At 69.0% G+C, this 17033-nt stretch carries 15 protein-coding genes; 7 read left to right on the forward strand and 8 right to left on the reverse strand.

All coding sequences use genetic code 11. The features are described from left to right. Window positions 1–43 precede the first annotated feature (43 nt). On the reverse strand, window positions 44–772 hold the full coding sequence (locus ON34_RS02690; RefSeq protein WP_040773708.1) for an MOSC domain-containing protein: 729 nt from the start codon (window positions 770–772) through the stop codon (window positions 44–46). A 100-nt stretch (window positions 773–872) separates the two neighbouring features. Further along, window positions 873–1988 (reverse strand): CAF17-like 4Fe-4S cluster assembly/insertion protein YgfZ, encoded by a 1116-nt coding sequence (ygfZ, locus tag ON34_RS02695; protein WP_373291845.1) that lies wholly within the window; start codon window positions 1986–1988, stop codon window positions 873–875. Window positions 1989–2170: 182 nt separating this feature from the next. Here ygfZ and ON34_RS02700 point away from each other — a divergent pair, with 182 nt between their 5' ends. The 5 genes from ON34_RS02700 (at window position 2171) to cydC (ending at window position 10195) form a co-directional block, all read left to right on the forward strand. Then, window positions 2171–3091 (forward strand): aminodeoxychorismate lyase, encoded by a 921-nt coding sequence (locus tag ON34_RS02700; RefSeq protein ID WP_040773714.1) that lies wholly within the window; start codon window positions 2171–2173, stop codon window positions 3089–3091. 613 nt (window positions 3092–3704) lie between these two features. Next, on the forward strand, window positions 3705–5198 hold the full coding sequence (locus tag ON34_RS02705; RefSeq protein WP_040773718.1) for a cytochrome ubiquinol oxidase subunit I: 1494 nt from the start codon (window positions 3705–3707) through the stop codon (window positions 5196–5198). 9 nt (window positions 5199–5207) lie between these two features. Next, the gene (gene cydB / locus ON34_RS02710; protein WP_040773720.1) at window positions 5208–6239 is read left to right on the forward strand and encodes a cytochrome d ubiquinol oxidase subunit II; all 1032 of its coding nucleotides are present in this window, start codon (window positions 5208–5210) and stop codon (window positions 6237–6239) included. A 4-nt stretch (window positions 6240–6243) separates the two neighbouring features. Beyond that, window positions 6244–8082 (forward strand): thiol reductant ABC exporter subunit CydD, encoded by a 1839-nt coding sequence (gene cydD / locus ON34_RS02715; RefSeq protein WP_051022090.1) that lies wholly within the window; start codon window positions 6244–6246, stop codon window positions 8080–8082. Between the two features lie 256 nt (window positions 8083–8338). Beyond that, window positions 8339–10195 carry a thiol reductant ABC exporter subunit CydC gene (cydC, locus tag ON34_RS02720; RefSeq protein WP_063821626.1) on the forward strand — a complete coding sequence of 619 codons (1857 nt, stop codon included), beginning with the start codon at window positions 8339–8341 and terminating at the stop codon, window positions 10193–10195. Between the two features lie 452 nt (window positions 10196–10647). On the opposite strand, the gene ON34_RS02725 is transcribed toward cydC, so the two are convergent. The 6 genes from ON34_RS02725 to ON34_RS02755 form a co-directional block, all read right to left on the reverse strand. After that, entirely contained in the window at window positions 10648–11355 is a 708-nt protein-coding gene (locus ON34_RS02725) for a heme-binding beta-barrel domain-containing protein (protein WP_040773724.1), read from the reverse strand. 188 nt (window positions 11356–11543) lie between these two features. Then, window positions 11544–11849 carry a DUF1416 domain-containing protein gene (locus ON34_RS02735; protein ID WP_040773727.1) on the reverse strand — a complete coding sequence of 102 codons (306 nt, stop codon included), beginning with the start codon at window positions 11847–11849 and terminating at the stop codon, window positions 11544–11546. A 5-nt stretch (window positions 11850–11854) separates the two neighbouring features. Then, entirely contained in the window at window positions 11855–12688 is an 834-nt protein-coding gene (locus tag ON34_RS02740; RefSeq protein ID WP_040773729.1) for a sulfurtransferase, read from the reverse strand. A 30-nt stretch (window positions 12689–12718) separates the two neighbouring features. Then, on the reverse strand, window positions 12719–13282 hold the full coding sequence (locus tag ON34_RS02745) for a DUF4395 domain-containing protein (RefSeq protein WP_083889103.1): 564 nt from the start codon (window positions 13280–13282) through the stop codon (window positions 12719–12721). Window positions 13283–13655: 373 nt separating this feature from the next. Then, window positions 13656–14099 carry a thioredoxin family protein gene (locus tag ON34_RS02750; RefSeq protein WP_040773732.1) on the reverse strand — a complete coding sequence of 148 codons (444 nt, stop codon included), beginning with the start codon at window positions 14097–14099 and terminating at the stop codon, window positions 13656–13658. Beyond that, window positions 14096–14896, reverse strand: coding sequence for an LmeA family phospholipid-binding protein (locus ON34_RS02755; protein WP_040773735.1), 801 nt, complete (start codon window positions 14894–14896; stop codon window positions 14096–14098). The genes ON34_RS02750 and ON34_RS02755 overlap by 4 nt, the downstream gene beginning before the upstream one ends. A 294-nt stretch (window positions 14897–15190) precedes the next feature. Here ON34_RS02755 and ON34_RS02760 point away from each other — a divergent pair, with 294 nt between their 5' ends. Together ON34_RS02760 and mshD are read left to right on the forward strand one after the other, a co-directional pair. Next, the gene (locus ON34_RS02760) at window positions 15191–15955 is read left to right on the forward strand and encodes a winged helix-turn-helix transcriptional regulator (RefSeq protein ID WP_040773738.1); all 765 of its coding nucleotides are present in this window, start codon (window positions 15191–15193) and stop codon (window positions 15953–15955) included. Window positions 15956–16093: 138 nt separating this feature from the next. Beyond that, window positions 16094–17014: a mycothiol synthase gene (mshD, locus tag ON34_RS02765; protein ID WP_040773740.1), complete on the forward strand. Its 921-nt coding sequence runs from the start codon at window positions 16094–16096 to the stop codon at window positions 17012–17014. The last annotated feature ends 19 nt before the right edge of the window (window positions 17015–17033 follow it).

Raw genomic sequence — 17033 nt, forward strand, 5'->3', positions numbered from 1 at the left:
CGCGAGGGCGCGCTGTGCTGTCGGTTCACTCGCTGACGCTCGCTCACGACCGCACCTCGCTGGCGCTCGGCTCCGTCGTGCGCGAGGGCGCGCTGTAGCCGTCGCGGCGCGCGGCGGCGCGCGCGGCGTTCGTCTGCCTGCGCGCGTGCCGTTCGATCTGCATCTGCACGTCGTCGGAGATGGTCGGCTCGTCGGCCAGCAGGATCGCGAGCAGGTCGAGATCGTCGCCAGTGAACACGTCGCGGACGGTGATGCCGTGCTCGGGGACGTGCACCACCGTGACCCGATCGCCGGCGCCGATCGTGCCCTCGGTGAGCACGCGCAGGTAGGCGCCGGTATCGCTGCGCAGCGTGAACCGCTTCACCCACTGCCGCTCGCCGCTCCAGTGCTGGAACGTGGCGCACGGCACTCGCGGCGCGCTCACCTCCAACAGGGTGTCGCCGATCGACCAGCGCGAGCCGATCACCGCGTCGCTGACCGGAAGACCGGCGATGCGCAGGTTCTCGCCGAACCAGCCCGCGGGCAGCTCCCGGCCGAGTTCGGTGCCCCAGCGGCGGGCGTCCTCGTCGGCGTACGCGTAAACGGCCTGGTGCACGCCACCATGGTGCTTGGTGTCGCAGACGTGGTCCCCCTCCAACCCGAGAACGCGCACCGCGACCCGACCGGCTACCGGCCTCTTGTCGATCGCCGTGCGACCGACTCGTCCGGGTACCTCGAGGTCGGCGTGCACCACACAGGTGGCGAGGACCTCTCCGGAGTCACCGATGCGCATGGACAGCGCTCCTCTCGTCATGGATAGGGAGCTCGGCGCTGAGCGGGGATGGGTACGCCAGCGGGGAAACCCCTGGCTGGCCAGCTGTTGGCCAACGGGTTCAGCGCCCGCGCAGCCGGTCGACCGCAGCCCGGCCGGGCTGCGGCACGTCTTCGGCGGGCACCGAATCGGGATCGATCGCCGCCGCGACCGGGCCCGCGGCGAGTGCGGTGTCGGCCGGAACCGTCCGCTTGATCAGGGCCAGCGCGATGGGGCCGAGTTCGTAGTGATCGACGACCGTACCGAGCCTGCCGACCGCGCGGCCGCCCGCGGTGACGTCGTCACCGGTGGCCGGGCGCTCGTCGGCCGAGCCGTCCAGATGCAGCAGCAGCAGATTCCGCGGCGGTTTGCCGAGGTTGTGCACCCTGGCGACGGTCTCCTGGCCGCGGTAGCAGCCCTTGTCGAGATGGACGGCGCCGTGTTCGGCGACGCCGCCGATCCAGCGGGCCTCGTGCGGGATGGTCCGTTCGTCGGTATCCAGTCCGATCCGGGGACGAACGTCCGCGACGCGCAGCGCTTCGAACGTCCACATCCCGGCGGGCGCCGCCCCCGCGGCGGTCAGCCGCGCCCACCGGTCGGCCAGCTGGTCGCGCGGGATGATCAAGTCGAAGGAGTCCGCCGTCGGCCACGGCATCCGGCGCAGGAATCCGCCGCCGGGCAGCGGCGTCGCCTCGTACACGCCGGGAAGTGCGGCGATGCCGAGCGTCTCGGTCAGCTCGGCGACCCCCGGTCCGAGCAGGCTCAGCACCGCGTGGTCGGTGGCTTCGACCGGCTGCGCGTCGGCCCAGAACACCATCTTCCGCAGGAACGCGAGCAGGTCGGCCCCACGCTCGCCCTCGGTATCGATCCAGACCGCGCCGTCCAGTTCGGTGAGCACGAAGTGATGCAGCACCCGGCCGTTCAGATCGAGGTCGAGGTTCTCCGCGGACTGCCCGTCACCGAGCGCGGCGACATGTTGACTGGAGATGGTGTGCAGCCAGGTGAGCCGCTCCGCGCCGGTGATGCGCAGGACGAAGCGATGCGATCGGTCGACGATCGCGGCGCGCTCCACCGCGGCGCGCTGTTCGCCGAACGGATCGCCGTAGTGCCAGGCGACGGCGGCGTCGGGCGAACCCTCCGCTCCCGCCACGGCTCCCGACACACTGAGGATGGGGCTGGGCGCAACGACCACGGACACCTTTTCCACTCTAAGCGTGACCGCACAGTGGGGGATGCACCGGGCTACCGAGCCGGTGCTGGGCATAGCGAATCGGCATTTTGCGAGTATTGCACCCGATGCCGCGAGGAACATTGACAAAAGGTTTTGCGAAAGCGGCCGTGACGTAGGCATTGTCCGCTCCTACCGCCTACGCTCGACGCATGGTGGATCGAGTTCTGGTAACACTCGATGGCGTGGTCCGTGATGCGGACGCGCCGTTGTTGTTTGCGGACGATATTGGCGTATTGCGTGGCGACGGTGTCTTCGAAACGGTGCTAGTGCGCGCGGGAGTCGCGTGTGCGATCGAATTTCATCTAGGCAGATTACGTCGCTCCGCGCAGGCGCTGGATCTGCCCGAGCCGGAGCTGGGGAAGTGGCGGGAGGCGGTCGAGACCGCCGCGAAGGAGTGGGGGAGCGAGCGCGAAGGGCTCATGCGGCTGGTGCTCACCCGCGGCCGCGACTCCGAGCTGTCCGGCGCGCCCGACAAGGTGAAGACCGGTGACCTCGCCGCCGCCGTGCCGGTGCCGACCGCCTTCGTGCTGGTGGTGCCCGTACCCGAGCGCGTCGAGAAGGCCCGCGCCGAAGGCGTCGCGGTGGTGACTCTGTCACGCGGAATCTCGGTCGACCTGGCGCAGGCCGCGCCGTGGCAGCTGCTCGGGGCCAAGACGCTGTCCTACGCCACCAATATGGCCGCGCTCCGGTTCGCCGCGCGGATGGGTGCGGACGACGTGATCTTCACCAGCACGGAGAACCGGGTGCTCGAGGGTCCGCGGTCCACCGTGGTGATCGCGCGCGACAAGCAGTTGATCACCCCGCCCGCCAAGAACGGCGTGCTGCCCGGCGTCACCCAGCGCGCGCTGTTCATCGAGGCCGAGAAGGCCGGGTGGCAATGCCGCTACGACTCGCTGTTCACCGCCGACCTGCTCACCTGCGACAGCATCTGGATGCTGTCGAGCATCTCGCTGGCGGCGCGAGTGAACTCGCTGGACGGGCTGCGGATGTCCGCGCCGGACAATGCCGAGGAGATCATCGAGTTGGTGAACCGCGGCATCGAGCGGGCAGGCGCCATCGGCGACTGGTGACTTCTCCGCCTCTCCGGGTCTTCAGGCCGTACTAGTCGGGTGGCGCGGGATTTGCGTTCAGGTCCTGCGCTGGGTGCCGCGTGGGTTCTGGGCGTACCCGGTGAGTTACCCATGTGCTGACGAAATCAGTTGTCGCGTCGGCGAGAAGTCGATCGTGGTGCGGCCTCGTCGATCAGGGCCGCGGGCGGCCGCAAGTCGTGCGCGGTGCATGCGGCCGAATTCTGGCGTACTCGGCGAGGTACCCGTGCGTTGACAAGATCAGTTGTCGCTGCGGCGATGGCCGACCGAAGTGCGGGCGCGCTGACCGCGCCGCTGGGGCTGGTCAGCGGTCCTGGGCCGGGGGGTGCCGCTGCGTTCGGGTGTACTCGGCGAGTTGCCCGTCTGCTTGTGCGATCGGTGGTCGCGTCGGTGCGAAACCGACCGGGTACGTTCTCCCTGATCAGCGCCGCTCCGTGATCTCCGTCCTATTCGCGCGGGAGCGGGTCGCGAAGAGCCCAGGGAAACCGGTGTTTCGGGCGGAAAGGCCCCGGATATCGTGGCCTAGGACTCATTGTCGCGGCCCGGCTCCGGCGTAGTCTTACTACGACACGTCGTAGATACGCAGGAGGTCGGCTTGAGCGCCCTGGACATCTCCCGATGGCAATTCGGCATCACGACGGTCTATCACTTTCTCCTGGTGCCGCTGACCATCGGTCTCGCGCCGTTGGTCGCCGCCATGCAGACGGCATGGGTGATCACCGGCAAACAGCACTGGCTGCGGCTGACCAAGTTCTTCGGCAAGCTGTTCCTGATCAACTTCGCGCTCGGTGTCGCGACCGGCATCGTGCAGGAGTTCCAGTTCGGCATGAACTGGAGCGAGTACTCCCGGTTCGTCGGTGACGTGTTCGGCGCCCCGCTCGCCCTGGAGGGCCTGGTCGCCTTCTTCATGGAGTCGACATTCCTCGGGTTGTGGATCTTCGGCTGGACCCGATTGCCGAAACTGCTTCACCTCGCCGCCATCTGGATGGTCGCCATCGGCGTGAACGCTTCGGCGTACTTCATCGTCGCGGCCAACTCGTTCATGCAGCATCCGGTCGGCGCCAAGTACAACCCGGAAACCGGGCGCGCCGAGTTGGAGAGCATCGTCGCGGTGCTCACCAACAACACGACGCTGGCCGCCTTTCCGCACGTGGTCGCCGGATCGTTCCTCACCGCAGGCACATTCGTGGCGGGCATCGCGGGCTGGTGGATGGTCCGCAATGCTCGCACCCGCGACGAAGCGAAACTCGCTGAGGCGCGCGCCATGTGGCGACCCGCCGCGCGGGCGGGCATCGCCGTGCTGATCGTGTCGCTGGCCGCGCTGGTCTACACCGGTGACGTGCAGGGCAAGCTGATGTTCGAGCAGCAGCCGATGAAGATGGCGTCGGCGGAATCGCTGTGCCACACGGCGACCGACCCGCACTTCTCCGTGCTCACCGTCGGCACGCACAACAACTGCGACAGCGTCGTGCACGTGCTCGAGGTGCCGTACGTGCTGCCCTGGCTGGCCGAGGGCTCGTTCACCGGGGTGACCCTGGACGGCGTCGTCGATCTGCAGAAGGCCTACAACGAACGCTTCGGCGTCGGGGATTACCGCCCGAACCTGTTCGTCACCTATTGGTCCTTCCGCGCCATGATCGGCCTGGCGGCGGGCTCGGCGCTGCTCGCCCTGGCCGGACTGTGGCTCACCCGCCGCGGCCAGGTACCCGACCAGCAGTGGTTCTCCTGGCTGAGCCTGCTCGCCATCCCGACACCGTTCCTGGCCAACAGCGCCGGATGGGTGTTCACCGAGATGGGACGCCAGCCGTGGGTCGTCGTGCCGAATCCCACCGGTGACCCGAACCTGCGCCTCACCGTGCAGCAGGGCGTCTCGAATCATTCGCCCGGCGTCGTGCTGTTCTCGCTGATCACCTTCACGCTGCTGTACGGCGCGCTCGCGGCGGTGTGGTTCTACCTCATGCGCAGATATGTGATCCATGGTCCGGATCCCGTCGCGCCAGCCCCGGGCGAGTCACGCGACACCGACGAGACCTCCGGCGGCCGCCGCGCCGAAGAGTCCGCTATCGAACAACTTTCGTTCGCCTACTAGGAGCCGGAGATGAGTGTGCAAGAGTTCTGGTTCGTCCTGATCGGCGTGCTGTTCACCGGCTATTTCGTGCTGGAGGGCTTCGACTTCGGCGTCGGAATGCTCATGCCGATCCTCGGCAAGGGGTCCGATGCGCGACGGCGCGTGGTGCTCAACACGATCGGGCCGGTGTGGGATGCCAATGAGGTCTGGCTGATCACCGCGGGCGCCGGGATGTTCGCGGCGTTCCCGGAGTGGTACGCCAGCCTGTTCTCCGGCTTCTACCTCGCACTGCTGCTGGTGCTCGTCGCGTTGATCCTGCGCATCTGCGCCATCGAGTACCGCGGCAAGATCGATGACCCACGCTGGCGCGCCCGCTGCGACATCGGCATCGGCATCGGTTCCTGGATTCCGGCAGTGGCCTGGGGCTGGGTGTTCGCGAACGTGGTGCACGGGGTCCCGCTGAACGAGAAGAAGCAGTTCGCCGGTTCGGTCACGGACCTGTTCGGGCCGTACGCCCTGCTCGGCGGCTTGGCCACCGGACTGCTGTTCGCGCTGCACGGCGCGATGTTCCTGGTGCTCAAGACCGGCGGCGAGGTGCGCGACGACGCGCGGCGCGCCGCCCGGTTGCTGGTGCCTCCGGCCGTGGTCGTGGTCGGTGGATTCGGGCTGTGGACCCAGGTGTCGTACGGGACCGGGTGGACCTGGATTCCGTTGGCGCTCGCGGTGCTCGGGCTGCTCATCGCGGTGGCGGCCGATCTCGCCCAGCGCGATGGCTGGGCGTTCACCGGCACCACGGTGACCGTGGCGGCCGCGACCGCGTTGCTGTTCGGCTCGCTGTTCCCGGATGTGCTGCCCTCGACGATCGACGCGGCCTTCGACCTGACCATCCACAACGCGTCCTCGACGCCCTACACCTTGAAGGTGATGAGCTGGGCAGCGGCGTTCCTCGCGCCGGTCGTGGTGGTGTACCAAGGGTGGACGTACTGGGTGTTCCGCAAGCGGATCACCGTCGAGCAGATTCCCGCCCCGGTGGGTCTGCCTTTGCGACCCGGGCAGGATTGATGCCATGGCCCGTCCGCCGATCGATCCGCGCCTGTGGCGGTACGCCCGCTCGGCGCGTAGCTACCTGGCGCTGAGCGTCGCGCTGTCGCTGCTGATCACCGGTGCGATCGTGCTGGCGGCGGTGCTGATCGGACGGGTGCTCGCCGGAGTCGTCACCGATCCGGGCCTGCGCACTCTCGGCGCGTGGACGATCGAACTGACCGTCCTCGCGGTCGCGATCGCGGTCCGGGTGCTGGCCACCTGGTTCCAGTCCCGGCTGGCTCATCGGGCGGGCGCGAGCGTGGTGGCGGAGCTGGAAACGGCGGTGCTCGCGGCCGGTGCGCGGCTGTCCCCGCGCGAGCTGGAGACGCGCCGAACCGAGTTGGCCGTGGTCGTCGGCGCCGGGCTGTCCGGGTTGCGCGGCTATCTGGTCGGCTACCTGCCCGCGCTGCTGCTGGCGGCACTGGTTCCGCCGATCGTGCTGGCGGTGATCGCGGCGCACGACCTGACCTCCGGTGTGATCGTGGTGATCACCTTGCCGCTGATCCCGGTCTTCATGATCCTCATCGGGCTGCTGACGCAGGGACGTGCCGAGGCCACGCTCGCGGCCACCACCCGGCTGTCGGATCAGTTGCTCGACCTGTTCGCGGGCATGCCGACGTTGCGCGCGCTCGGCCGGGAGACCGGCGAGGCGGAAGCAGCCCCTGGTCAGCTGGGACGAGTGCGCACCATGCAGCACCGCGTGCGAGATCTCGGTGACGCGCTGCGGTTGCGCACCATGCGCGCCCTGCGGATCGCCTTTCTGTCCTCGATGGTGCTGGAGTTGCTCGCGACGCTGAGCGTGGCGCTGATCGCGGTCTCCATCGGGTTGCGCCTGGTGTTCGGCGAGATGAGCCTGTATGCCGGGTTGGTCGCCTTGATCCTGGCGCCCGAGGTCTACCTGCCGCTGCGCATGGTCGGCGAGCGTTTCCACGCCGCTCAGGACGGCATGGCGGCGGCGGACAAGGCATTCGCGATTCTCGAATCGGTTCCTGCCAGCGGTGCCGACGCGTCCACCGAGGGGAGGAATGCATTCGGAGACAAGGACACCCGCGCGAAGAACACCCTCGCCGCGCCAGTATCTCCATCCGTCTCGGTGGCTCGCGGCACTGTTCCCAGTGATATCGCAGGCGGCGGCCTGATCGAGGTCAGTGACCTTTCGGTGCGCGCGCGGGACGGATTCGCGCCCGCAGGCTTGTCGGCGACCTTTTCGCCCGGCTCTCTGACCGTGCTCGCCGGTCCGAACGGAAGCGGTAAATCGACCGCGTTCCAGGCGATTCTCGGCTTGATCACGCCCGACCGGGGTGCGGTGACCGTCGACGGGGTCGACCTGCGCGACCTGGACGCGCGGCGATGGTGGGCACGCGTGGCGTGGCTGCCGCAGCGGCCGGTGCTCGTTCCCGGCACGCTGCGGGACAACCTCGAACTGCTCGGCGCCCAGACGGTGGACCGTTCCGGGCGGGGACCGGCCCGGGTGGTCGACGACCTGGAGGCCGCGTGCGTCGCCACCGGTTTCGACGCCGTGCTCGACGAACTGCCGGACGGATGGAACACCATGGTGGGACCCGGCGGCGTCGGACTGTCCCTGGGCCAGCGCCAACGCCTCGCGTTGACCAGGGTGCTGGCCGCCGACCGCCCGGTCCTGCTGCTGGACGAGCCCACGGCGCACCTGGACGCCGCCGCGGAGGCCACGGTACTGGCCGCGCTCCAGGTGCGAGCCCGCGCCGGGGCCACGGTGATCGTCATCGGGCACCGTCCAACCGTGCTGGCCGCAGCCGACCATGTCGTGCGGGTCCGCGCCGAGCAACCCGAGGTCGCCCGATGAGCACGCGCAACCTCGGTGGTCGCCGACGCGGCCAAGTGCTGACCGCTCCAGGTCCGCGGCCGCGACGGCGCTCGTCATCGCGCACCGGCCCACGCCGTCGGTCGCGGCGTTGCTGTCGACCGGGCGTGAACAAGATTCCCGGCACGCGACGGCGGTCGGTTGCCGACCATGCCTTGCGCGCGGCGGTGGCATCGGACAAGGCGGCCGCGGGAACCGGACACCGCGCGTGTCGGCGAGATTCAAAGGAGCGAGTCCGATGACGCGAACCGTTCCACGCGGCGCCGACACCACGCCGCTCGCGGATCTGCGCCGGATGTGGGCGCTGCTCGAGTTGTCCCGCTGGCGGGTGACGGTGGCGATCGCCTGGGGTGTGCTGGCGTTGGGTAGCGCGCTCGGTCTCGCCGCGCTGGCCGCGTGGTTGATCGCTCGTGCCTGGCAGATGCCGCCGGTGCTGGACCTGAGCATCGCCGTGGTCGCGGTGCGCGCCCTCGGTATTTCCCGGGGCCTGTGCCGGTACATGGAACGCCTGGCCACGCATGATGTCGCCCTGCGCGCCATGACCACGGCGCGCACGACGGTCTATCGAACGCTTGCCCGCTCGGACTTCTGGCTGCGTCGGCCGGAGCCGTCGGGCAGTGCTGCCGAGGGGTCCGGCGATTCCACGCCACCGCGCCGAGGTGATCTCCTCGTCCGGATCGGCAGTGACATCGATGATCTCGGGGCGGTCGTGGTGCGGGTATTCGTGCCCGTCGCGGTCGCCGTCGTGCTCTCCCTGACCGCCGTCGGCCTGCTGGCCACCATTTCGGTGGGTGCCGCCGCGATCCTGGCGGGTGCGCTCGCGGTGTCCGGTGTCGTCGCTCCGTGGCTGTCGGCCAAAGCGGCACGGGAGGCCGAGCAGGCCGTGCGCGCCGATCGCGCCGAATTCACCGCGCAAGCCCTCACCGTCCTCGACCACGCGGCCGAGCTCCGCGTCGCGGGGCGGCTCGATGCCGCCCTCGGCACGGCGGCGGACTCCGCGCGCCGGGCCGTCGCCGCGAAGGACACCGCCGCCTCGCACAGCGCCTGGGCGGCAGCCGCCACGCCACTGTCGATCGGCGCCAGCGTGCTCGGCGCTCTGCTGATCGGCATCACCCTCTACGGCCCGGACGGGGGGACCACGGGCGCGATGACGCCGATGGCGCTCACCGTGCTGGTCATGCTGCCCCTGTCGGCTTTCGAGGCGGTCGGCCCGCTACCCGCTGCGGCGCAGGCACTCACGACCGCCCGCGCAGCCCTGCATCGCATAGTGGGCGCGGCCGGAGAAACTTCGTCCGTAGCCCCCCGCCGGGCCGATCCAGGGCGAGACCGCCGCACGACCGGATTCGAAGGCGATCCGGTGGCGACTGCCTCGCCGAACTCCGGCACATCCCGGACCACACGCACCGCCGCGACGACGGTCACCAGGACCGGCGATGGCGCGGCTCTCGCGGACGCTTCGGTGACCGAGGGGATAGACGTGCCGGAGCTGCCGGAGGGACGGCGGATCGCGGTGGTCGGGCCGAGCGGCGCCGGGAAGACGACGCTGCTGATGGCCTGGGCGGGCCTGTTCGGCACGCCGCGTCCCGGCGTCACCTTCTTCGCCGAGGACGCGCACCTGTTCGGCACGTCCGTGCTGGAGAATCTTCGGGTCGCGCGCGGTGATCTCACCGAGTCGGAAGCCGAGAAAGCCTTGCGGACAGTCGGTCTCGGCGCCTGGCTGGACGGGCTGCCGGAGGGAGTGCACACCGATCTGGTCGGGGGAGCGGCGGCCGTGTCGGGCGGTCAACGTCGGCGCATCCTCCTGGCGCGTGCCCTCGTGTCATCCGCTCGTGTGCTGCTGCTCGACGAACCGACCGAGCATCTGGAAGCAGAGGCCGGGGCGCGGCTGCTGCGCGCCCTGCTCGACGTCGACAGCGGCCTCGTCGAACCAGGCCGCGTCGTGGTCGTCGTCACACATCAACTGCCCGAAGATCATCGGGCCGACACGGTGCTCAGGATCGACGCGTCAGGCCAGGTGGCAACCGATTTCGCGGCCAGCGGCCCCACGCGCGAGGTTCCGGTTTCCGCCCGCCGCGAAATTCCGTTGCCGACCTGATGACGCCTCGCTAGATTCGTTCGTACACGAGGAAGGAGGTGGTTCGAAGAATGGATATTTCTAGGACACGTGAGGTGGCTGTCCGCTAGCGCCACCGCTGCAGGTGGATTTCGCCCGCGCGAGCGCTGAGCGAATTCCAGGCAGTCACCCGGCCCCCGAGCCCCGGTCTGTCCGACCGGACGCGTGCGCATAACGTGCACTCGTATGGCTCGGGGGCTGTTCCGCCTCTCCGAGTCTTCAGGCCGTACAAGTCAGCGCCGCGCAGGTTGGTGACAGGTCCTGCGTTGGGTGCCACTCGCCTTCTGGGCGTACCCGACGAGTTACCCATGTACTTACGAAATCAGTTGTCGCCTCGGCCAGGCCGAGCTATGCACGGTGCGTGCGATATCAGGTGTCGCGTCCTGTAGCGCGTAGACGGCAATGCCGTTGATCCCGCAGCTTCGCAGAACAGCTCACCCGATATAGCGCTGCAAGCGAGCCGAGAGGCGGGGTTCGAGGGGGCCGTCGGCGACAACGCGTTCTTCGACGTAGGCCAGGTCTCCGCCTTCGACGATGCCGTAGAGGCGCTTGGCGCCGCCGACGACGACGCCGGACTGACTGCGGATCACCACGTCGGTGGCCAGCTCCCAGGACGACTGGGTCAGCGCCTGTCCGTAGAACAGCTCGACGATGCCGCTGCTGTGCGTGAGCAACAGTTCGATGACCTCGTCGTTGCCGTCGATGCCGACCCGCCAGAAGCCGGTTTCGCGCAGATCGGGGCCGCCGTAGTTGCCTTCGGTGTCGATGACCCAGGACTTGGATTCCCAGGAGAGGAAGTCGCCGCCGTCATGCGAGACGACGATCTGCTGGCCGAACCGGTAGTCGCCGCGCTCGGGATCATTGCCTTCGCCTTCGCCGCGCCAGACGCCGACCAGCGGCAGCAGCGCGAGCATCGAGGCGCTCAGATCCGGCCCGAGCCGCAGATTGGCGGTGTCCTCGGGTAGCGGCAGGTCCGGCAAGACCGGGATATTGCGGACGCCGGTCGATTTCGCCCGTTCGGCAGCGTCGGCCACGGCTTGGTCGCCGCTGCGGCGTGCAGCGGTGTCGGCCGGAGCGTTGCCGTTCAGTTGTTCACTCGCTCGCTCGGCCGGATCGGAACCTTCGCTCGCGAGTTCGCTCATGATTCGGTGAACAGCCGGTAGAAGACGTACAGGCCGAACCAGCCGATCAGCACGGCCACAGCCACCAGCAGAATCTCGAAGAAGAGGACCACGATTTGGAGTCTAACGACACCCGAGCCGCCGCACGCAAACGGCCCCGGTGCTTCCCTGAGAGGAAAGCGCCGAGGCCGTTCGGCGAGTGCGGTGTCCTACTTCGCGACCGCGACGTCGACCGCGTGGATGCCCGCGCCCTCGGGGCGCACTTCGGCGGAGCCGTTGCCCGCCGAGGACAGCGCGCGGACGGTCCACGCGCCGGGCGCCGCGAAGAACCGGAAGTCACCGGTGCCGGACGCGACGACCTCGGCGGTGAAATCACCGTTGCCGTCGAGCAGGCGCACGAACGCGCCGCCCACCGGCTGGCCGTCGGTGCTCAGGACGCGGCCGGTGATGACCGTCTCCTTCTCCACATCGACGCCGGCCGGGATGGCCTGACCCTGTGTCGGTGCTGCACACATATTGATTACTCTCCCAACTCGATCGGTGCGCCGACGAGGGAGCCGTACTCGGTCCAGCTCCCGTCGTAGTTCTTGACATTCTGGTGGCCGAGCAGTTCCTGCAGGACGAACCAGGTGTGCGAGGAACGCTCACCGATCCGGCAGTACGCGATGGTCTCCTTCTCGCCGTCCAGCCCGGCCTCCTTGTAGATCTCGGCCAGTTCTTCGTCCGACTTGAAGGTGCCGTCCTCGTTCGCGGCCTTGCTCCATGGCACGTTGATGGCGCCGGGAATGTGGCCGGGACGCTGGCTCTGCTCCTGCGGCAGGTGCGCGGGAGCGAGGATCTTGCCGGTGAACTCGTCGGGCGAACGCACGTCGACCAGGTTCTTGGTGCCGATGGCCGCGATGACCTCGTCGCGGAAGGCGCGGATCGACAGGTCCGGCGCGGCGGCCTTGTACTGGGTCGCCGGTCGGGTGACCGGTTCGGTGGACAGCGGGCGGCCGTCCAGCTCCCACTTCTTGCGGCCACCGTCGAGCAGCTTGACGTTGTTGTGGCCGTACAGCTTGAAGTACCAGTAGGCGTACGCGGCGAACCAGTTGTTGTTGCCGCCGTACAGGATGACCTCGTCGTCGTTCGAGATGCCGCGTGCCGAGAGCAGGTCGGAGAACTGCTCCTGGTTCACGAAGTCGCGACGAACCTGATCCTGCAGGTCCTTCTTCCAGTCGAGCCGGACGGCACCCTCGATGTGGCCCCCGTCGTAGGCGGAGGTGTCCTCGTCGACCTCGACGAAGACGACGCCGGGGGCGTTGAGGTTCTCTTCGGCCCAGTCAACGGAGACCAGGACATCGGAGCGAGCCATTGTTTTCCTTTCAGAGATGACTTGCAGGGTTCAGTTCGATGCCGGGGATCCGGCGGGGTGCGCGTCAGGCCTGGACGCCCGCGCGCCCACGGAGGGCTCGCGAACACCGCTGTCCAGACCAGTCCGGCGGAGACGGGCGACCAGCGGATAGATCTGGCAACCCAGGCAGATCCCGAACGCCGCGTTCAGGAACGCCGCGAACAGGGCGAAGCCGGCGAATACGGCGCCGACGACTGTGGAGCCGAGCGCGAAGCCCAGCAGGCTGACGGCCGCGAAGACGAAGCCGAGCAACTGTGCGAACCGCAGCGGAGCCACCGGCTCGGTCGCACTGGTGGGCGCGACCCGCGGCGCGGCGAACGTGGCGTAGATCCGGCCGTACGGGTGGCGGCGTGGACCGTAGGCGGCGCCGATGGCGAACGCGACCGCCTGCAGGCCGATCAGCACTGCCGCGGCGACCGCGGAGAACGCGGCGGCGACCAGGACCAGAACGAGGACCCCGGTGGTGACCCATGCGGTGAAGCGGGGTCCGCGGATGTCGACCTGGTCGGTCGAAGGAGAGACGATTCCGGAATTATTGCGGATTTCGGTGGACATTGTGCGTACTCCTGCGCTGAATAAGTCTGATAACTGGAAAATTGCCAGTTCGCCGGGGATCAGGAGATCACTCGCGCGGCGGGCAGCGGTCGGCGTCAGGGAATTGGGAAGGCCGACCGATCAGCGGCACAGGCAGCAACAACCACCGAGCCGACACAGATCCACTGTGCGGCGTCGGGTGAGCATCAGCTCGTGGTTGGCAAGCACGGGAAGCAGTTTACCCAATTCGGCGGGGGAATTGGACCCGGGGGGCGTCACATCCGTCGAGGGGCCTTGTCGTCGCAGCTCAGAGCGACTGCCTCGGCTCCGCTGGCACTGCTGCGCGCGGAGTTCCTCACTCGGCCCGGCGCAAGACCGCGGGCGACTGCGGCCGTTATGCGGCCGCGGTGAGCGGCTCCAGCGCGGAATGCAGATCCGTGGCCTTCGGCACGCCGGAGATGCGGAACCGTTCCCTGCCGTCGACGTCGAAGACGAAGGTGGTCGGCAGGGAGAGCACGTTCAGCTCGCGCGCGAGCGCGGGCTCGGCGTCGATATCCACCTCGATGTCCTGCGGCGGTTGCGGCGATCCGGCCAACTGGTCGGTGACACTGGCGACGACCCGCCGAACCGCGGCGCACGGTCCGCACCACTCGGCGGAGAAATGCAGCACCGCGGGACCGGCGCCGGTCACGCCGACGGCCGCGAGCAGTTCGGCGCGCGCCGATTCGGACAGGTCGATGGCGTTGCCCGCGCGCACCTTGCCGTGGCGGCGGCGCAGCAGGACGCCCACGGCCAGCGCGGCGAGCAGTACCACTGCCAGGATGGTGAATGGGATCATGGTCGGTGCAATCGGTCGAGGTCGATCGTGACGTTCACGCCCTTGCCCTCCACGACGATCTGGCCGCCCTGGGCGGAGACCTTGGTGGGCCGGACACCGAACGGCAACTCCTTGGTGTCGATGGTACGGGTGAACCTGGCGAGCACGGCGGGCCGATCGGCCTCGGTGATCACCGCCACCGGCGTGGTCTCGGTGCCGGGGCTGCCGCGATAGAAGCCGGTCGCCACGATCTTCACCTGGTCGCCGTCGAGGAACAGATCGGCCTGCACGCTGACCTTCTCGCCGCCGTACTGCGCGCCGGGGGTCTCCGGCAAGGTGCCGGTGAGCACCAGCGCGCCCGTGGTGGTCATGCCGGAGCCGCCCGACCCGCCGGTCCCGTCGGATTTGTCCGCCGGACGCGAGTGCACCTGCAGGTCGGGAATGGTGAACAGCCTGCCGAGCTCGGTGGGCTCCACCCGGAGCCTGCTGTCCACCCGCTCCACGGGGACGCCGCGCAGGCTGCCGTCGACCAGCTCGCCCAGCGGCAGTCGCACCCCGGTCAGCGTCGCCTCCAGCGCGGTCTCGCCGGGGATGTCGTCCCGGTTGGCCCGCGCCCGGATCTCGACGTTGTCGTAGCGGCTGTCCCACGCCTGGCCCAGGAATGGGAAACCGTGAATCGTCACCTCGGGGTCGGCGGTGAGATCGGCGCCGTCCCGCAGCGCCCGCGACACGCGATACTCCGAATAGGCCGCGGTGCTGAAATCGACGACGATCGCGAATCCGGCCAGGCACAGCAGGCCGATGATCAGCTTCCGCATGCTCCCCCGTCTCTCCGGGTCTCGGGCCGCGCCGGTCGGGCGCCGCGCGGCACGCGTTCGAATTCCGCGCCGGACAAGCCGCGGGTGCTGGGCCTGCCCGGTGCGTAACCCATGTCTGCACCCTATCGGTTGGCCCGAACTCGGCTCCCGAGTGTCCTCCGGTACCGTGCCAGACCCCAGAATGCGTGGTCATCCGGGGTTACGCGCTAATCTTGCATCCGATTACCTGTGATTAGCGACGTGGCTACGGCGGCGCTGCCGCATCCGCGAAGCTACGAGATGGGAGGAGGGCCTGTGGAGCTGCTCCTGCTTACCTCCGACCCCAACCCCGAGTCGGTGTTGCCGTCGCTGGCGTTGCTCGCGCACAATGTGCGCCCCGCGCCGACGGAAGTGGCCTCGCTGCTCGAAGCCGGCAGCGCGGATGTCGCCCTGGTCGACGCGCGGACCGACCTGGCCGCCGCCCGCGGGCTCTGCCGTTTGCTCGGCAGTACCGGCTCGTCGGTGCCGGTGGTCGCGGTTCTTACCGAGGGCGGCCTGGTCGCGGTGAACGCCGACTGGGGACTCGACGACATCCTGCTGCCCGGCACCGGACCGGCCGAACTCGACGCCAGGTTGCGGCTGCTGGTCGGGCGCAACGGGGGCGTGGCAAGCCCGGAGAACACCGGCAAGATCACCCTCGGCGAGCTGGTGATCGACGAGGGCACCTATACCGCTCGGCTGCGCGGGCGTCCGCTCGATCTCACCTACAAGGAATTCGAGCTGCTGAAGTACCTCGCGCAGCACGCAGGACGGGTGTTCACCCGCGCGCAATTGCTGCAGGAGGTGTGGGGTTACGACTTCTTCGGCGGCACCCGCACCGTCGACGTGCACGTCCGGCGGTTGCGCGCCAAACTCGGCACCGAGTACGAGTCCCTGATCGGCACGGTCCGCAACGTGGGCTACAAGGCCGTGCGCCCGTCGCGGACCGCGGGCAAGGGCGAACCGGTGAGCTTCCCGGACGAGGAGAACGAGGGCACCGACGATTCCCCGTTCGCGCCGATCAACGGCTCCGCGCCGTGAGTCCTCGCGGCTGGTGGCCGCGGTCGCTCCGATAGCCTCCGTATCGCGGTCGGCCGGTATCGAAATGCCGCTGGCTCCCATGACGTTGCCAGGAGCGGAACTCCGCACGGGGTCCGATGGCTCGAAGAACGGAGGCCGATGAGCGGCGCGACGACACAGTGGACCGATCGTCCGGACGAGGACGCGGCGCGGGCGATCACCGATCTGCTCGCGCGGGCCACGGCCGCCGACGGCGTAGCCCCGATCTCGGAGCAGGCGGTGCTGTCGGTGACCTCCGGCGATCACACCGCCGCGCGTCATCTGCTCGCACGGCGGGACGGCGTGGTCGTCGGATACGCGAATCTCGTTCCCGCGCATGGCGAACACCCGGCGATGGCGGAGGTCGTGGTCGACCCGCTCGCGCGCGGTCAGGGAATCGGTACCGATCTGGTCACGGCCGTCCTCGCGGAAGGCGGTCCGGGGGCGCGGGTGTGGGCCCATGGTGATCGTCCCGCGGCCAAATCCCTCGCGGCCCGTCTCGGACTGCGCACGGCCCGTGAGCTGTGGCAGATGCGGCGGTCTCTGGCTACACCTGAGCTACCCGAACTGGCCGTGCCGGAGGACATCGTGCTGCGCGGCTACCACGGTGTTGCCGACGACCCGGAGTTGCTGCGGGTGAACAAGGCCGCCTTCGCCTGGCATCCCGAACAGGGTGGCTGGACCGAACGCGACATCGAGGTCCGCCGCGCCGAGCCCTGGTTCGACGCGAAGGGCCTGTTCCTGGCCTTCGACGCCGCCGCGCCGAACCGCCTGCTCGGATTCCATTGGACCAAGGTGCATTACGAGGAGCGTCCGCCGGTCGGCGAGGTCTACGTGGTCGGTGTCGACCCGGCGGCGCAGGGACGCGGGCTCGGCCGTCTGCTCACCCTGGCCGGACTACACCACCTGCGTGACCGCGGTCTGGCCGAAGTGTTGCTGTATACCGAGGCCGACAACGCCGCCGCGGTGCGCACCTATACCCGGCTCGGATTCGCTACGGCGCATGTCGACGTCGCCTACGCGGCGGCCGAGGCTGAATAGCAGGCGGCGGACTCGGTGC

This window comes from Nocardia pneumoniae NBRC 100136 (assembly GCF_000308755.1).
GTDB lineage: Bacteria > Actinomycetota > Actinomycetes > Mycobacteriales > Mycobacteriaceae > Nocardia > Nocardia pneumoniae.